At 67.5% G+C, this 14,638-nt stretch carries 12 protein-coding genes; 10 read left to right on the top strand and 2 right to left on the bottom strand.

Features of this window, described 5'->3' with window-relative positions:
- The 6 genes from Poly30_RS03150 to Poly30_RS03125 all read left to right on the top strand — a co-directional run bounded on the left by Poly30_RS03150 (window position 1) and on the right by Poly30_RS03125 (window position 6,268).
- Window positions 1-1,572: an ABC transporter permease/substrate-binding protein gene (locus Poly30_RS03150; protein ID WP_145194570.1), complete on the top strand. Its 1,572-nt coding sequence runs from the start codon at window positions 1-3 to the stop codon at window positions 1,570-1,572.
- A gap of 74 nt (window positions 1,573-1,646) precedes the next feature.
- On the top strand, window positions 1,647-1,895 hold the full coding sequence (locus Poly30_RS03145) for a VF530 family DNA-binding protein (RefSeq protein WP_145194569.1): 249 nt from the start codon (window positions 1,647-1,649) through the stop codon (window positions 1,893-1,895).
- A 48-nt stretch (window positions 1,896-1,943) separates the two neighbouring features.
- Window positions 1,944-2,522, top strand: a complete 579-nt coding sequence (locus Poly30_RS03140; RefSeq protein ID WP_145194568.1) for a hypothetical protein — start codon at window positions 1,944-1,946, stop codon at window positions 2,520-2,522.
- Window positions 2,523-2,671: 149 nt separating this feature from the next.
- Entirely contained in the window at window positions 2,672-3,979 is a 1,308-nt protein-coding gene (locus Poly30_RS03135) for a hypothetical protein (protein WP_145194567.1), read from the top strand.
- Complete coding sequence (locus Poly30_RS03130; protein ID WP_145194566.1) at window positions 3,976-5,514, top strand: HD-GYP domain-containing protein; 1,539 nt, start codon at window positions 3,976-3,978, stop codon at window positions 5,512-5,514. The genes Poly30_RS03135 and Poly30_RS03130 overlap by 4 nt, the downstream gene beginning before the upstream one ends.
- An 85-nt stretch (window positions 5,515-5,599) precedes the next feature.
- Complete coding sequence (locus Poly30_RS03125; protein ID WP_145194565.1) at window positions 5,600-6,268, top strand: spermine/spermidine synthase domain-containing protein; 669 nt, start codon at window positions 5,600-5,602, stop codon at window positions 6,266-6,268.
- Window positions 6,269-6,384: 116 nt separating this feature from the next.
- On the opposite strand, the gene Poly30_RS03120 is transcribed toward Poly30_RS03125, so the two are convergent.
- Together Poly30_RS03120 and Poly30_RS03115 are read right to left on the bottom strand one after the other, a co-directional pair.
- Window positions 6,385-9,795 carry an FG-GAP-like repeat-containing protein gene (locus Poly30_RS03120; RefSeq protein ID WP_145194564.1) on the bottom strand — a complete coding sequence of 1,137 codons (3,411 nt, stop codon included), beginning with the start codon at window positions 9,793-9,795 and terminating at the stop codon, window positions 6,385-6,387.
- A 271-nt stretch (window positions 9,796-10,066) separates the two neighbouring features.
- Complete coding sequence (locus Poly30_RS03115; protein WP_419190897.1) at window positions 10,067-11,512, bottom strand: GDSL-type esterase/lipase family protein; 1,446 nt, start codon at window positions 11,510-11,512, stop codon at window positions 10,067-10,069.
- A 75-nt stretch (window positions 11,513-11,587) separates the two neighbouring features.
- Here Poly30_RS03115 and Poly30_RS03110 point away from each other — a divergent pair, with 75 nt between their 5' ends.
- From Poly30_RS03110 to Poly30_RS03095, 4 genes are all read left to right on the top strand, one after another.
- Window positions 11,588-11,971 (top strand): VOC family protein, encoded by a 384-nt coding sequence (locus Poly30_RS03110; protein WP_145194562.1) that lies wholly within the window; start codon window positions 11,588-11,590, stop codon window positions 11,969-11,971.
- Window positions 11,972-11,981: 10 nt separating this feature from the next.
- Complete coding sequence (locus tag Poly30_RS03105; RefSeq protein ID WP_145194561.1) at window positions 11,982-12,260, top strand: ubiquitin family protein; 279 nt, start codon at window positions 11,982-11,984, stop codon at window positions 12,258-12,260.
- Between the two features lie 86 nt (window positions 12,261-12,346).
- Complete coding sequence (locus Poly30_RS03100; RefSeq protein WP_145194560.1) at window positions 12,347-13,510, top strand: WD40/YVTN/BNR-like repeat-containing protein; 1,164 nt, start codon at window positions 12,347-12,349, stop codon at window positions 13,508-13,510.
- Window positions 13,511-13,527: 17 nt separating this feature from the next.
- Window positions 13,528-14,634 (top strand): tetratricopeptide repeat protein, encoded by a 1,107-nt coding sequence (locus Poly30_RS03095; protein ID WP_145194559.1) that lies wholly within the window; start codon window positions 13,528-13,530, stop codon window positions 14,632-14,634.
- Window positions 14,635-14,638 lie beyond the last annotated feature (4 nt).

Below are 14,638 nucleotides of genomic sequence, written 5' to 3'. Positions count from 1 at the left end.
TTGAAGTGGCTCCGCTCGAGAGCGGCCCTGGCAGCGATCTCCGTGCTCGCGCTGACGCTCGTACCGCTCTCGAAGCGCGTCGACGGATTCCGCGTCGGATCCAAGAAGTTCACGGAGTCCGTGGTGCTGGGCGAGGCCGTCACCCTGATGGCCCGGAACGCAGGCGTCCCGGTCCTGCACGCCCGCGAACTCGGAGGCACGCGCGTCCTGTTCGAAGCGCTGAAGAGCGGCTCGATCGACGTGTACGCGGAGTACACGGGGACCATCGCGGAGGAGATCCTGGCGGGCAGCCAGCCCTCGGACCGGAGCCCGTCACCGGCCGCCGACCTCGAGCCGATGCGCACGGCGCTCCAGCGTCTCGGGATCGGGCTGTCCGAGCCGCTCGGCTTCAACAACGGCTACGGGATCGGCATGCTGGAGGAGCGCGCGCGGGAACTTCGGATCGAGACCCTCTCCGACCTCGCCAGTCATCCGGACCTCGCCCTCGGGTTCAGCTCGGAGTTCATGGACCGCGCGGACGGCTGGCCAGCGCTACGACAGGCCTACGGCCTGCCCCAGCCCAACGTCGCCGGCATGGACCACGACCTCGCCTATCGCCAGCTGACGTCCGGCGAGATCGACGGCGTCGACGTTTACACGACCGATGCCGACATCGAGTACTACGGGCTACGCGTCCTCGAAGATGACCGCGCGCACTTCCCGCGCTACGACGCGGTCCTGCTGTATCGCCTCGATCTCGCGACCCGCGCCCCGGAGCTCCTGGCTTCGATCCTGCGCCTCGAGGGCACGCTCGACGAGCGCTCGATGAGGGCCATGAACGCAAAGGCGCGACTCGAGCGGATCCCCGAGAGTCAGGTGGCGGGGTCCTTCCTGGAAGACACGCTCTCGATCGACATGGGCGACGCCCGTGACGCCGGGACGAAATCGGTCGGAGCGCGAATCTGGCGCAGGACCCTGGAACACCTCCAGCTCGTCCGACTCTCGTTCGTTCTCGCGGTGCTCATCGGTCTGCCGCTGGGCGTCCTCGCCGCCAAGGCGTCGCGTCTGGGCGCCGTGATCCTCGGAGTCGTCGGCGTGATCCAGACGATCCCCGCGCTCGCGCTGCTCGTCCTCCTGATCCAGCCGGTCGCCGCCCTCGGCCTCCCCAGCGTCGGCGCCGGCTCCGTGGCCGCGATCGCGGCCCTCTTCCTCTACAGCCTTCTTCCCATCGTGCGGAACACCTGCGATGGACTGCGGAGCCTCTCCCCGGATCTCCAGGAGTCAGCGCGCGCCCTCGGGCTACCCGCCAGCTCACGGCTCCTGAGCATCGAGCTTCCCCTCGCTTCCCGCACGATCCTGGCGGGCCTCAAGACTGCCCTCGTCCTGAACATTGGTTTCGCGACCCTCGGCGCGCTGATCGGAGCAGGCGGGTACGGACAGCCAATCCTGACGGGGATCCGCCTGGACGACCACGGGCTCATCCTGGAGGGCGCCGTCCCGGCGGCCGCCATGGCGCTCGCCGCGCAGGCGCTCTTCAGCGTGCTCGACCGGGTGTGGATCCCGAAGGGCCTGCGGCTCGCGAACCCAGCTTGAGAGAATGGAGCCTCGGCCCCAGCGCGAGAGGCGCCCCCTCGCTACGCTTTCGCCCCCGACCCGGAGCCAACGACGTGTCCCAAGAGCAACCGAAGAACCCACTCCACGGGATGACGCTGAAGGCGATCCTGGAGGACCTGATCGAGCGCCGAGGCTTCGAGAACCTCGCCGAGGAGATCCAGATCAACTGCTTCGCCTACGAGCCGTCGCTGACTTCGAGCCTGCGCTTCCTGCGCAAGGTCGACTGGGCGCGCCGCCAGGTGGAAGAGCTCTGGATCGCCGACCAGCGCGCCATCGAGCGTCACAATCGCCGGTCGCTCTGACGGAGCCCCGGTCGACCGTCTGGAGAATCCCGCGCCAGGAATTCAGTCATGGCGCGCTCGATCGAGGCCGATGACCGAAGAGGAGACCGCGCCGATGCGGTCCAGGACGACATGGTCATCGCCAACATCACCCGCTCGTCGATGGTCCTCCGGGCCGTTTGCGGCCTCTGGATCGTCGGCGCCGTCATGGCAGCAGGCTTCATGCTCCGCTCGCCCTGGATCATCGCGCCACTGGGCCTTTCGTTCGCTGCGCTGTTCGTGATCGGAAAGTGGGGCGCCTGGAAGCACGCCATTCGCTCCGGCGGCTGGACCAGGCTGCCCCTGGGCCTGCTCACGACCATTCCGATTCAGTGCGCCATCGTGGCGCTCTTCTACGGTGCGGCACTCGGGCTCACGCTCCTGAGCAGCACCGAGAGAACGCTGCAGCCGTTCGGCGCCTGGGACATGAACTACTCGGCGGTGGTGCTGCTGGTGGGAGGTGTCCTGGGGATCGCCGCCCACGTGATCGAATCCCGGGCGGAGCCCGAGGATGGGTACCTCCGAGCCCAGCTGGCGGAGGACGGAGAGCTCCCCGAGGACCTCAAACGCCTCATCCTGGGATCGGACGCCGACGAAACGGGGGCATGATGCCCCAATCAGAAACACCCGTGGTCTGAGATCGGCGTCGACGAACAGCTCCGAGCTGCCTGAGGTCGACAAGGGGGAAACAAGCTCGTCCCCACCCCCCCCGATCCGTTCCCCCCCTCCACTGCCAGGAGGCCGGAGCGACGACGACCGTGACTGATCCAAACCGCCAAGCCAACACCGGGCCCCAGCCAAGGTTCGCCTCGGGCAAGCATCGCGCTCCAGGGAGCGACGAGTCGGCCAACCGGGTCACCCTGGAAGATGTGCTGGAAGCTGGCACCCAGAACCTTCGCCTGTCACTGGACCTGGCCGGGCACGGCGACCTCGATTTCGAGGCCCTCGACGAAGCCGTCGCGGCCACTCGCTCCACGCTCGTCAGCCAGGAAGCGCTCACCAGTGCCACGGAGGGCCACGACCCCGTGGCTGCCGAGCGCGAAGGCGGCGCAGGCGTCGTCAGCAACGAGATCCACTGCCTCGTATCGCTCCTGGAAGCCGGCACCCGCCCGCCCAACTTCGCGAACGAAGCCCAGGGCGCTCTGGAAAGAGCCTCGATCATCCTGCACGAGGCCCACCAGGCGATCGGGTTCGACACGCAGAAGTATGGCAAGAAGGTCGACGTGATCCTGCGGAGCGCCGACTCGGTCGACGTCGAGCGCTTCGCCAGGGACGCCGTCAAGGACCTGAGCGCGTCGCTCCCCCATCACGTGTTCGACGCGTGGATGCCCGCGATCCTGACGACCGCAAGGAGAGCCACCGCCTCGCTCTGCGACTGGCTCGCCGAGATCGCCGCCACGTCGTCGGATCACGCGAGGGAAGCGCTTTGGCCGTTCATCATCGATGACTTCCTCACGAACCTGAAAGGTCGCACGCGGCCGCTCGATCCGGGCGTGCACGCGATCGACTCCCTGGCCATGGACCTCGCGATCGAACGGCTCAGCCAGCTGCCGTCGATCAAGCGTTCCGTGCTCGCACCGGGCATGTTCAGCCTCAGCCAGACCTTCGCGTGCGAGTTGCTGCTTCGCTTGATGGATGGCTCGGCGCGCCACGTGGTGGGCCCCGTCTTGCTCAGCGCCTTCAAGCAAGAGCTTCCCACCGACCCCGGCGTCGGCTACTGCGTCTTCGCCGCGCGTCAGTACGACGAATCGATCGGCTGGCTGCTCGCCGAGCAGATGAAGAACCTCGACGCCTGCGTGACGGACGAGGTGCAGCGCTCCGCCGCCTGGGTCCTGATGTCCGCGCTCGAACAGCTCCACGGAGAACGCCGGGGTGAGGTCTGGATTCCGGCCTCGATCGAGTGGCTCGCGAGCCGTGATGTCACGCTGGACTCCGACGTTCAGCTCGCGTCCACGCGCTCACTCATGGAACGAATCGTCTCGGAGCGCCAGGGGTTCCGAAAGGTCTGGAGCCGCGACTGTCGTCGTGCCGCCAGCCAAGCGCTCAAGAGCGGAGGTCTCCGATGATCAGTCTTTCCAAGGCCGAAGGCCTGTGGGTCGAACTCTCGAGCGCCGTCGAGAGCGCGCTCGGAGTCGGCACCCATGAAACGGCCACGCTGCGACACGCCCAGCGACTCCTCGAACTGACGCACTTCGCGCTCCAGAACGAGCAGGGCGCACCCGTGAAGCTCTACATGTGCGCAAGCCTCTTCGTGCACGCGGGCATTCCGCTGGCTGACGCATCGATCCGGGGGCGCGCGACGATCGCCTTCCTTCGGTTCACCGGCTCGGGCGGCATCGAGTTCAGCTCGGACATCGAGATGAACAGCCTCGTGGATCTGATCGATCTGGCGAGGGGTGTTTGCCGGGGCGAAGACAGCGCTTTCGGTGGAAGCCGTCAGGCGAGACTCGACGCGCTGCGCGGCATCCGCCTGTTGGAGCCGAACGACAACGTCACCTGGGACTGGATCGACGAGGGGCCGGCGGGCGAAGCCTACGAATCTGCCGGACTCTGCCTCGAGTCCGCGGCCCCTGCGCGAAGGGAGGTGGCCACCGCCGTCGAGGTGGCCATGGGTCAGGCGAGCGCGGGCGCAGCGGTTCAGATGGACGTCGCGCGCTCGGTCAGCGAATCCATCGTGACCGTGGGACAGAGCGGCTTCGACAACCTGATGCAGCTGGCGGAGCGGCCCGAGTTCGACGTCTTCACCGTACAGCACTCCCTCCGGGTCTCGCTGCTCGCGACCTATGTCGCGAGCCAGCTCGGCGCCTCGCGTGAGGTCGTCACCGAGCTCGGAGCGGCGGCCATGTTCCATGACGTCGGGAAGGGCCGTATCCCGGAGGAGATCCTCTACAAGCCTGGCCGCCTCGACGACGACGAACGAAGGGTGATTGCCACCCACCCGCAGCTGGGCACGGAGATTCTCCTCGACAGCCCGTCGGTCAGCGCCTGCGCTCTCGGTGCCGCCTGGGGCCATCACCTGCGCCACGACGGAAAGGGGTACCCGGAGCGCCGTCCGTGGTTCGAAACCACCCAGGCGACCTCGCTCATTCAGGTCTGCGATGTCTTCGAAGCGCTGACCGCTCGTCGCCCGTACAAGGCGCCCTACTCGCCCGCTCGCGCGTTCCAGATCCTGTATTCGGACGCGGGCGCCTACGACCCGGCCGTGCTCTCCGCCTTCACGCGTGCCATGGGCCTCTACCCGCCCGGGCGGTTCGTCCTGCTGTCGGACCGGAGGCTGGGCCGCGTCGCCCGCGCCGGACGGTCGCTCGATCGCCCCTTGGTTCGGACCTTCCCCCACGGCACGCTCGTGGACCTGTCCGAACCTGCGCAGGCTGGAATCGCCGTCCTGAGACTCCTGGACGAGCCGGAATTCGTGCAGCTCCTGATGACCTCCAAGGACGGCAAGGTCGAGGAAGAGCCGAAGGCGCCGCTACCGAGCCAGCCGCGTGACGGCATCTCGTCGAACGATCTGAGCCCGCGGGACGAGGAACTCAGCGACGCTGAAGCAAGCGGCGCCCCATGCGATCACCAGGGGCACGGCGACGACTGTCGACTCTGCTGATCCGTCGGCTCAGGGCACTTCGCCTGGCTTACCTTGCCCTTTCGGGCTCGTCTGCTAGCCTCGTGGCCATGGAGACGAACAGAGCGTGAAGCCGAGGATCAAATTGGGCGAAGCCCGCACCCCTGAGGGCCGCCTCCTGGAGCTCTACGAGCACGATGGGCACCACGAGGTGATCTTCGAGAAGCGGGCGCTGATGGCGTCCCGGCGGTTCTTCTCGGAGCAGGAGCTGGCGCGCGTCGTCTGCGAAGACCTGCCGCCCAAGGCCAAGGTCATGATCGGTGGCCTCGGTATCGGCTACACGCTGCGCCGCGTCCTCGACTTCCTCCCGCCCGGAGGACGTGCCCTCCAGGTGGAGCTGATGGAAGAGCTCGTGGAGTGGAACCGCGGTCCGCTGGCCCACCACGCAGGCGCTCCCCTCGACGACGATCGGACGAAGCTCATCATGGGCGACATCTGCGAGGTCATTCCGCGCTACGACAACGTCCTGGCCGCCATTCTCCTCGACGTGGACAACGGCCCGACGCCGCTGATCCGCGGGCAGAACCAGTGGCTCTACAGCCGCCCTGGACTGAAGGCCATCCACCGGGCGCTCATCCCCGGTGGCGCCGTCTCCGTCTGGGCCGCGGACGACGAATCGCACTTCCTGAAGTCGCTCCAGGCCGCGGGCTTCGCGCCCGAGCGCCACATCACGAACGCTCGGCCCAACCGCAAGGGCGGGCGGCACTACATCTTCGTCGGCCGCAAGCCGGCCTGATCGAACTCCGCGCAGCATTGGCCGCCGCGCAATATCGGCCGCCGCGCAACGCCAGCGGGGCTGGCCCAATGACTTGGGCCAGCCCCGCTGGCGTTACCGAAGGCGGAAGCCGCCGATCAGTTCAGAATCATCAGCTGATCCGCCACGGCCGCCGGAGCGCCACCGTTGCCGAACGCGCCATAGATGTCCGGATCGCCATCGCGGTCCACATCGATCAGCGACAGCGACGACATCCCGACGAACGACTGCGGCCCACCTGAGTTGAAGGTTCCGTTGCCGCCGCCGAGGTTGAGGAATCGGTTGCCCGTGGCACCATCGACCGCGAAGAGGTCCAGTCGGCCGTCCTCGTTGCGATCCGCCAGCTCGATATCGTTGATCACGCTCGTGTTGTTGAGCGAAGTCTGAACCGTCGCGAAACCGGTCAGCGCGTCGAACTCCGACCAGCTCAGGTTCGTGGAACCGCTCGTGCTACCCAGCACCAGGTCCATGTCGCCGTCCCGATCGAGGTCACCCATCGCGATCGCGCCCGTCGAAGGGAACGTGATCGTGTCGACGAGCGACCAGGCGCCGATACCGTCGTTCTCGACGACGCGCACCGAGGTCGTGTCCGAAGAGAAGAAGTCGATGTCGCCGTCCTGATCAAAGTCGCCGAAGGCGGCGATCACGTGGTCCGTGACCAGGTCGAGCGTCTGACCTGTCGGCATGAACGTACCGTTGTCGAAGCCGTCCCACGATTCCACCACGGCCCCGGTGATGACCACGAGGTCCGCGTCACCGTCACCGTCCATGTCACCAGGGGCGTAGGTTTCGAGACCGAGCGAGAGGCCGCTGTCCGTGAAGGTACCGGAGCCGTCGTTCACGAAGTAGCGGTCCGCCACGGTGCCGGTGCTGCCCAGCCGCTGGAGGTAGTCCAGGTCGCCGTCGCCGTCGCCGTCGAAGAGATCGCCGCCGGTCCCTCCGGCGCCGCCGAAGGCGGTGCCCAGCGTGAAGCCGCCGACGCCGTCGCCGAGCAGCACGTTCACCGAGCCCGCCACGTCCGGGACCAGGAGGTCCATGGTCCCGTCGCCGTTCACATCACCCTTCGCAGGCTTGCCGCTCTGCCAAGGGCCGTCCGTGAGCGCCGTGGCCTCGTAGTTCGCGAGCGGTTGACCGCCCGAAACGGAGCCACCGTAGGGCTGGTGCTGACCGGAGTTGGTCATCTGATCCGGACCGTTGATGATCAAGAGATCGATGTCGCTGTCGCTGTCGAAGCGTCCGATCACGACGTCGTTGGCGGGGCCCGGCAGAAGGTCGACGCGGTCTTCCGTGAAGTTGCCGTCGCCGTCGTTGATCCAGTAGCGGCCGCTGTCGAAGTTCTTCGCCGTGATGACGTCGAGGTCGCCATCGCCGTCGATGTCGAAGAAGTCGACGCCTCGGTTGTCGTTGTTGCCGTAGAACACGGGGCCGTCCGGGAACGTGCCGTCACCTGCGTTGCGAAGGAACTGGTTCTGACCCAGTGCCGACATGAAGATGTCGATGTCGCCGTCACCGTCCAGGTCGGCCGCTTTCACGTCGCGTCCGTTGGTGGAAGTCACCGGGATCGCCGTGCCTGCGAAGACGCCGCTGCCGTTGTTGCGCCAGACCTCGGAGTTCTCGCCGTCGTTGGCCGCGAAGAAATCGATGTCGCCGTCACCGTCGAGGTCGGCGAAAGCCACCGCCTGCGTGCTGCGGTTGCCGAGCGACTGGCCGGAGTTCATGAAGACGCCGTTGCCGTCGTTGAACCAGACCTGGTTCGGCATGTTGTCGAGGTTCGCGAACAGAGCGTCGAGGTCGCCGTCTCCGTCTGCGTCGAAGAGTTCGACCGACTGGCTGGTGGCAGCGCCGAGGCCCTGGCTGGAGTCCACGAGGTTGCCCGAGCCGTCGTTGAACCAGACCTGGTTCGGGCCGGCGACCGCGGTCACGACATCGAGGTCACCGTCGCCGTCGACGTCGCCGAGGGCAACGTCGCGGGTGTCCGCCGTATCGAAGGTCTGGACCATGGTCCAGGTCAGGTTGCCGTTGCCGCTCCAGCGCTGGCTCGCATCGCCATCGATCACGGCGAGGACGAGGTCGAGGATTCCGTCCCCGTCGAGATCGCCCACCGCGCCGCGGCGCGCTTCCACGGTCTCGATCGCCGTGACCGAGAACGGCACGGGCTGAATCGTGATCTCCACGGGTCCGACCGAGGAGACGTCCGTTCCGTCGACCGCCTCGATCGAGTCCGGCGTCACCACGCCTTCCATGTCGATCCCCGAGGGGGCATCGGGGTCCATGTCGAGGGCCGGGTCATAGACGCCGCGGGTGCGAAGGACCGGATTGCTGCCGAGGGTGATGAGGATCGTGAAGTTCTCGTCGCCCTGTTCCACGGTGGCGCCGCCGCCGAGCATGTCGCCCGCCTTCGGCAGCTTGAAGTCCGCCGCGTCCGCGTTCATGTTCACGATGACCTGCTCGCTGTAGCGCAGGTAGAGCTGGTCACCCTGATCGATGATCCCGTTGCCGTTCGTGTCCCGGTAATGAGCCGGTCCCTGCAGTCGAACGTTGCGGGTCGTGAAGTTGGCGTCCGAAGAGTCAGGCGTCGAACGGTTGCCCGCGCCATCGACGGCGACCACGCGCACGCGATAGTTCGCCCCATCCTCGACGCGACCGCTCTCCCAGGGGAAGCTGCCGGTATCGGCCGCATCGAGCACGATGGTCTCGTCGTAGCTCGTACCGCCGTTGCTGGACAGGTAGATCTCCACGGTGCCGAGGTTGTCGTCCGTGGTCATCCAGGTGATGTCCTCGATCCCGGTGACGGTTTCGCCGCCGTTGGGGCTCATCAGGGAGATCACCGGTGGGGTCGAGTCCACCTCGAAGTCCGCGTCCGAGGCGTCCGCCGTGCTGACGTTCCCGCCGCGGTCGGTCGCGGTGACCTGAATGCGATAGGTCGTGCCGCCGGCGATGTTCGAAGCATCCCAGGCGTAGGTGCCGGTATCGGGCGCAGCATTCGCGACCGTGATGCCGTAGTTCGCGCCGCCATCGGCCGACGCGAGGATCTGAACCGTCCCCACGTTCGCGTCGGTGGTCGTCCAGGTGATCGTTCCAGCAGCGCCCACGAGTTCACCGCCGTTCGGAGCCGTCAGGGAGATCACCGGAGCGGTGTTGTCGATCGCAAACACCGGGCTGCGGTCGCTGCCCTTCTGACCGCTGACGCGGACTTGGTAGTCGCTGTCGTCCGGGTAGATCGCCGTATCGAAGGCGTGGCTTCCATCGTTCGGCGTTCCGGCGACCAGGGTGGTGAAGGTGGCGCCTCCGTCATCGGAGATGGTGATGTCGACCGTTCCATCCGATCCGAATCCGGACCAGAAGATCGTCCTCTGCCCGCTCCAGACGGCACCGGCGCCGGGCGCGTTGACCGTGGGGACAGGGTCCGAAGAACCCCCTCCGCAGCTGGCGGCCAGGAGGCCGAGGGTGAGAGCGGTCGTTCGTGAACGACCACGGAGAGCTTGGGAGTACTGGGGAGAAGACGTCATGATGAGCGACTGATCGATAGCGATGAGGGGCCGAGGCAGACTGGGCCAATGGGCCGCAAAGACCCACGGCTATAAGGCCATCGGCGGCCAAGTGGCTGATCAGGCCCTGGAAATCCGAAGGACTTCATTCATGAGGCCGCACTCATGCGTTTCTTACTCGGGGGGCTATCGAACGTCGCCGCGCCTTCTTCATTTCCAGGCCCGCACCGTCCATACCAGCACCGAGGAGCCCATTTTCGCTGGCAAAGGCGGCGCGCGTCCCTCCGCGCTTCTACCTGACCGTCGCTCTCCGCGCTGCGGCCGCCCGCAGGGCCAGGGCGGCCTCGGCGGCGACGAACTGGTTCCCGGCCTCGTTCAGGTGAACCCCGTCCGTGGTGAGAACGCCGCTCTTCTTCCCTTCGGGATTGAAGAGGCGCAGATGATCACGGAATCGCACCTGGAGGTCACACAGCGCGCGCCGCTTCGGACCTGTGAACCGCGCCGAGATCGCGGCGTACTCCTCGAGCATCCCGTCGAGGGAGCCGGTCCCGGCCGGTCCTTCGCCGATGACGCTCGGCGTTGCCATCGCGACCGTGGCGCCGCCGGGTCCTTCGAGCCGTTGGAGGAGCTCCTCGAGGCCGCTTCGGAAGGCGTCCTTCGGCGTCCCCTCTCCGCGCTCGGAGTGCCAGACGTCGTTGATTCCGATGTAGAGAAAAACGAGCGAAGCATCCTTGGCGCGCACGTCGCGCTCCTCGCGGCGCAGCAGATCCGGCACCTTGTGCCCGCTGATGCCAGCGGCAATCACGCTCGCCTCGGGCTGCACCCGCTGGATCGCCGAGCGCAAGATATCCACGTAGCCGCCAGCGTCCGCGCCCTGCTCGGTGATCGAGTCGCCGAGGAACGCGATTCGCTCGTCAGGCGCGATGGCGCGCGCCAGGAGCTCCCCCGCGAGGGCTGCGCGACGCGCAGGATCGCGGCGCTGGGCGAACAGCCAGTCCAGGCAACCATCGGCGCCGTAGGCCGCGGTCCAGGCATCGTGACCCACGCCCGGAAGCTCATGGTAGTCGGCTTCGATCCCGAGTTCCTTCAGCTCGGCCACGATCTGGCGACTGTTCTCCACCGGCACCGCCTGATCGGCGTCCCCGTGCCAGACGGAGAGCGGCAGGCCGACGAGCCGCGCGGCTGAACGTTCATCTCCGCCGCCGCAAACGGGCGCGGCCGCGGCGAACCAGTCGGGATAGCGCGTCGCCAGTTCGAACGTCCCGTAGCCCCCCATCGAGAGCCCGGTGAGGTAGATGCGATCCATGTCGATCGCCTGCTCCCCCACCGTTCGGATGAGCGCGGCGATCGCGCCGGCCATCGGGTCCGTGGGTTCACTCGGAAGCGGCTGGGACGACTTCGAGCCCCAGTTGTCGGTGGTCCAGCGGCCCTCCTCAGGGCACTGCGGCGCCAGCAGGAAGCACGGAAAGGCGGCGCGCCGCTCGGGGGTCAGCATCTTCGACGGAAAGTGCTTCAGCTGAAGCTCGTTGTCGGAACCGCGCTCCCCTGCCCCGTGCAGGAAAAGAATGAGCGGGTAGCGCTGGCCCTCCTCGATCGTCTCGGGCGCGAGGAGGCGATAGTGGGTGGTGACCCCGTGCACGGTGACGTGCCCGGGGACGAACTCTTCTTCGGCACAGGAGGTCGACATGAAGACGGTGGCGGCGAAGGGCAAACCGAGGGAGAGAGGAAGACGAATCATCGTCCAAGGGTAGCAAGCCGACGGACCGGGCAGGCTGAACTGGCGTTTCCCACCGAGTCGGTTAGCCTGATCCGCATGCTCCATCACGTCGAGATCTACGTCGCCGACCTCGAGCGCACCCTCTCCTTCTGGACGCATTTCATGGAGAGGCTCGGCTACGAGCCGGATCGCTGGTCAGGGGGCATGAACTACCGGCGCGGCGACGACCCGTACCTCTCGTTCCTCGCGGCTCCCGCCGAGCATCTGGATCCGGGCTACCACCGAAAGCGGGTGGGCCTCAACCACCTCGCTTTCCGGGGCCGCTCCCGCGAGCATGTGGACGAACTGGCCGCGTGGATCAAGGAGGCCGGCCACACCATGCTGTACGAGAACCGCTACCCCTTCGCCACTGGCCCGGACTACTACGCGCTCTTCTGCGAGGACCCGGATCGCATCAAGGTCGAAGTCGTCGCCCCCTGAGATCTTGAACATGGCCCACGTCGAGCTGACTTCTCACCTCTACCAGTTCTTCCCCACGCTCGAAGGACAGAAGATCGTCGTCGACGGAGCCTCCGTCCGTGAGGTCGTCGACGCCCTGGAGGCCCTCGCGCCTGGCTTCGCTTTCTACGTCTGCGACGAGCGCGGCCGCGTTCGCCAGCACGTCAACATCTTCATCGAAAGCGAGCGTATCCAGGACCGCGGCACGTTGACGGATGCGGTCCGGCCCGACTCCCGCGTGTTCATCCTTCAGGCACTCAGCGGCGGGTAGCGCTGCATTCGCAGCGACCTGCCGTTCCACCTGCCGCTTGGCACCCTGTCCCTTCCCACCTCGTCCCTTTCCCGGATCGATTCTCCATGTCTCAGCGCATCCTCGTCGGTACCCGCAAGGGAACGTTCTTCGTCGAGAAGGTCAACGGTCGCTGGAAGCCGCGCCTGGCCGGCCACATCGGCGCGGGCGTCAACTTCGTCGCGCGCGACCCGAACACCAGAACTCTCTGGGCTGCCCTTGGCCACGGCCACTGGGGCGCGAAGCTTTCGTCGTCCAGGGACGACGGCGCCACCTGGAAAGACGCTCCACAGATCCGCTATCCCGAGGGAGCGCGCCATTTCCTTCCTCCGCCCCCGAGCGAGACCGGCGAGGGCGAGGGCGCGCCGACGATCAAGGACGCCACGCTCCTGAAGCTCTGGTGCATGAACTTCGGCGGTGACGGAAGGATCTGGGTCGGCACCATCCCGGGTGGTCTATTCATGAGCGAGGACGGCGGCGCGACCTTCGAGCTCAATCGCGCCCTCTGGAACCACGAATCGCGCGGTGGAGATCTCTTCTCGGGAGACGGCACGGGCACGACCCGCTGGTACGGAACGCCGGCCGCCGAGGGCGAGTTCGCGCCGGGCCTGCACTCGATCGAGATCGACCCGCGGGACCCCCGCCGCATCTGGGTCGCCATCTCGACGGCGGGTGTGTTCGAGACCCGTGACGGCGGCGAGTCCTGGGAGGTCCGGAACCAGGGCCTCGTGATGGAGTACGCGCCGAATCCCGAGGATACGTGGGCGGGCCACGACCCCCACGCGATCGCGCTCTGCCCGGGCCAGCCAGATCACCTCTGGCAGCAGAACCACTGCGGCGTGTTCTACAGCGAGAACGGGGCCGCCTCCTGGAAGAAGGTCAGCTCGCCCGGGGACGGCGTGCACTTCGGCTTCCCGGTCGCGGTGGACCCGAAGGACGGCAGGACCGCGTGGCTCGTTCCGGGCAAGTCCGACGCCCAGCGCGTCACCGTGGACGGCAGCCTCTTCGTGGCGCGCACGACGGACGGCGGCGAGAGCTGGACCGCGCTGCGCAAGGGCCTCCCGGCGGAGCTGGCCTACGACGTCGTGTACCGACACGCGTTCCACAACGCAGGAGACACCCTGGCCTTCGGAAGCACGACCGGCAACCTCTACGTCAGCGAGGACCGCGGTGAGTCATGGGAAGGGGTCGCCCACCACCTTCCTCCCGTCTACAGCGTGAGGTTCGGATAAGCTGTGGGGCAAGCCCCATGAGAACCCAGCTGATCCTCAACGCCCTCCGAATCGTCTTCCTCCTCGCCTCCGTGGCGGCGGTCGCGACGGCGCTGGGCTGGGACAGGATCAAGGTTCACGTCGACCCCTATGACGAAGCGCTGATCGAGCGGCACCTGCGCGGCCCGACCGAGGCGCTCGCCGCCGCTCGGGCAAGCCTCGAGGCCGGGGAGACGGAGCGCGGCCTCGGTCAGCTCGCGGCGCTCGCCGAGGAGCTGCGCGGGGTTCGGCTCGGCACACGACTCGAGCCCGTGCGCACGGCGACCCTCGACCTGTTGAGCGATCGTCACCTCGTGGCCGGTCACGACGAAGAGGCCATGGCGTGGACCGAGGAGCTTCTGCAGTACAACCCGCGGGACTTTCCGGCGCTTCTGCGGCGCGCCGAGCTGCATCGGCGCGCGGGGCGCGACGCCCTCGAACTCGCGGACGTCGAGGCGGCGTATCGGGTCGGCGCGGCGTCGGGCGCCGCGATCGCGCCCTACGTCAGTGCGATGGCGCGAAGGGGCCGGAGCGAGGAAGTGGCCGAGGCCCTCCTGGCCCTCGGATCCCAGGGGCCGCTCGTGATCCCGACGCGGGACTGGGAGTTCCGGTGGGCCCCCGGCGGAGACTTCGCCTTCGAGCCCGGCACGGGCCTGCGAGTGTCGGCGATGGACGACACCGGAGGCTACACGGGGATTCCGGCGCTGCCCGCAGGTTCGATCCGCGCCCGGAGCGTGCGCGTGGATCTGCCCCCGGGGTGCCACATGGCCCTCCGCGCCCTCGACGTCGCCCTCGAAGCCGGGGGCGGCGAGGTCACGCACCTCACCCTCCAGGATCTCGCCGTCGCCAACCACCTCACCGCCCAGCCGGACGGGACGTTCGTGGCCGATGGCCAGCTCGATCCCTACGTGATCCTCCAGCGCGACGGGGCCGCCGCCGTCGAGGGGATCGAGGGCATCACCGTCGGGCTCGCCCTGGCGCCTGCACTTCCGGCGGCGGTCGGCACGCTCTTCCCCGAGGGCCTGAGCGACGAGCAGCGTTCCCGCTGGACCGCTCGCCACGGCGCCGAGCTGGTGAACGCACTGGAGGTAGGCCTTGGGCGCTGATTCG

The sequence above is a fragment of the Saltatorellus ferox genome, assembly GCA_007751475.1.
Taxonomy (GTDB): Bacteria; Planctomycetota; UBA1135; order UBA1135.
The sequence above is the reverse complement of the archived record's forward strand: the minus strand, read 5'-3'. Positions and strand labels throughout refer to the sequence as shown.

Excerpts from the sequence above, each read along its gene's own strand:
- Poly30_RS03115 (WP_419190897.1), bottom strand. The coding sequence starts at position 11,512 with ATGATTCGTCTTCCTCTCTCCCTCGGTTTGCCCTTCGCCGCCACCGTC.
- Poly30_RS03120 (WP_145194564.1), bottom strand. The coding sequence starts at position 9,795 with ATGACGTCTTCTCCCCAGTACTCCCAAGCTCTCCGTGGTCGTTCACGA.
- Poly30_RS03095 (WP_145194559.1), top strand. The coding sequence starts at position 13,528 with ATGAGAACCCAGCTGATCCTCAACGCCCTCCGAATCGTCTTCCTCCTC.
- Poly30_RS03110 (WP_145194562.1), top strand. The coding sequence starts at position 11,588 with ATGCTCCATCACGTCGAGATCTACGTCGCCGACCTCGAGCGCACCCTC.
- Poly30_RS03105 (WP_145194561.1), top strand. The coding sequence starts at position 11,982 with ATGGCCCACGTCGAGCTGACTTCTCACCTCTACCAGTTCTTCCCCACG.
- Poly30_RS03140 (WP_145194568.1), top strand. The coding sequence starts at position 1,944 with ATGGCGCGCTCGATCGAGGCCGATGACCGAAGAGGAGACCGCGCCGAT.
- Poly30_RS03100 (WP_145194560.1), top strand. The coding sequence starts at position 12,347 with ATGTCTCAGCGCATCCTCGTCGGTACCCGCAAGGGAACGTTCTTCGTC.
- Poly30_RS03130 (WP_145194566.1), top strand. The coding sequence starts at position 3,976 with ATGATCAGTCTTTCCAAGGCCGAAGGCCTGTGGGTCGAACTCTCGAGC.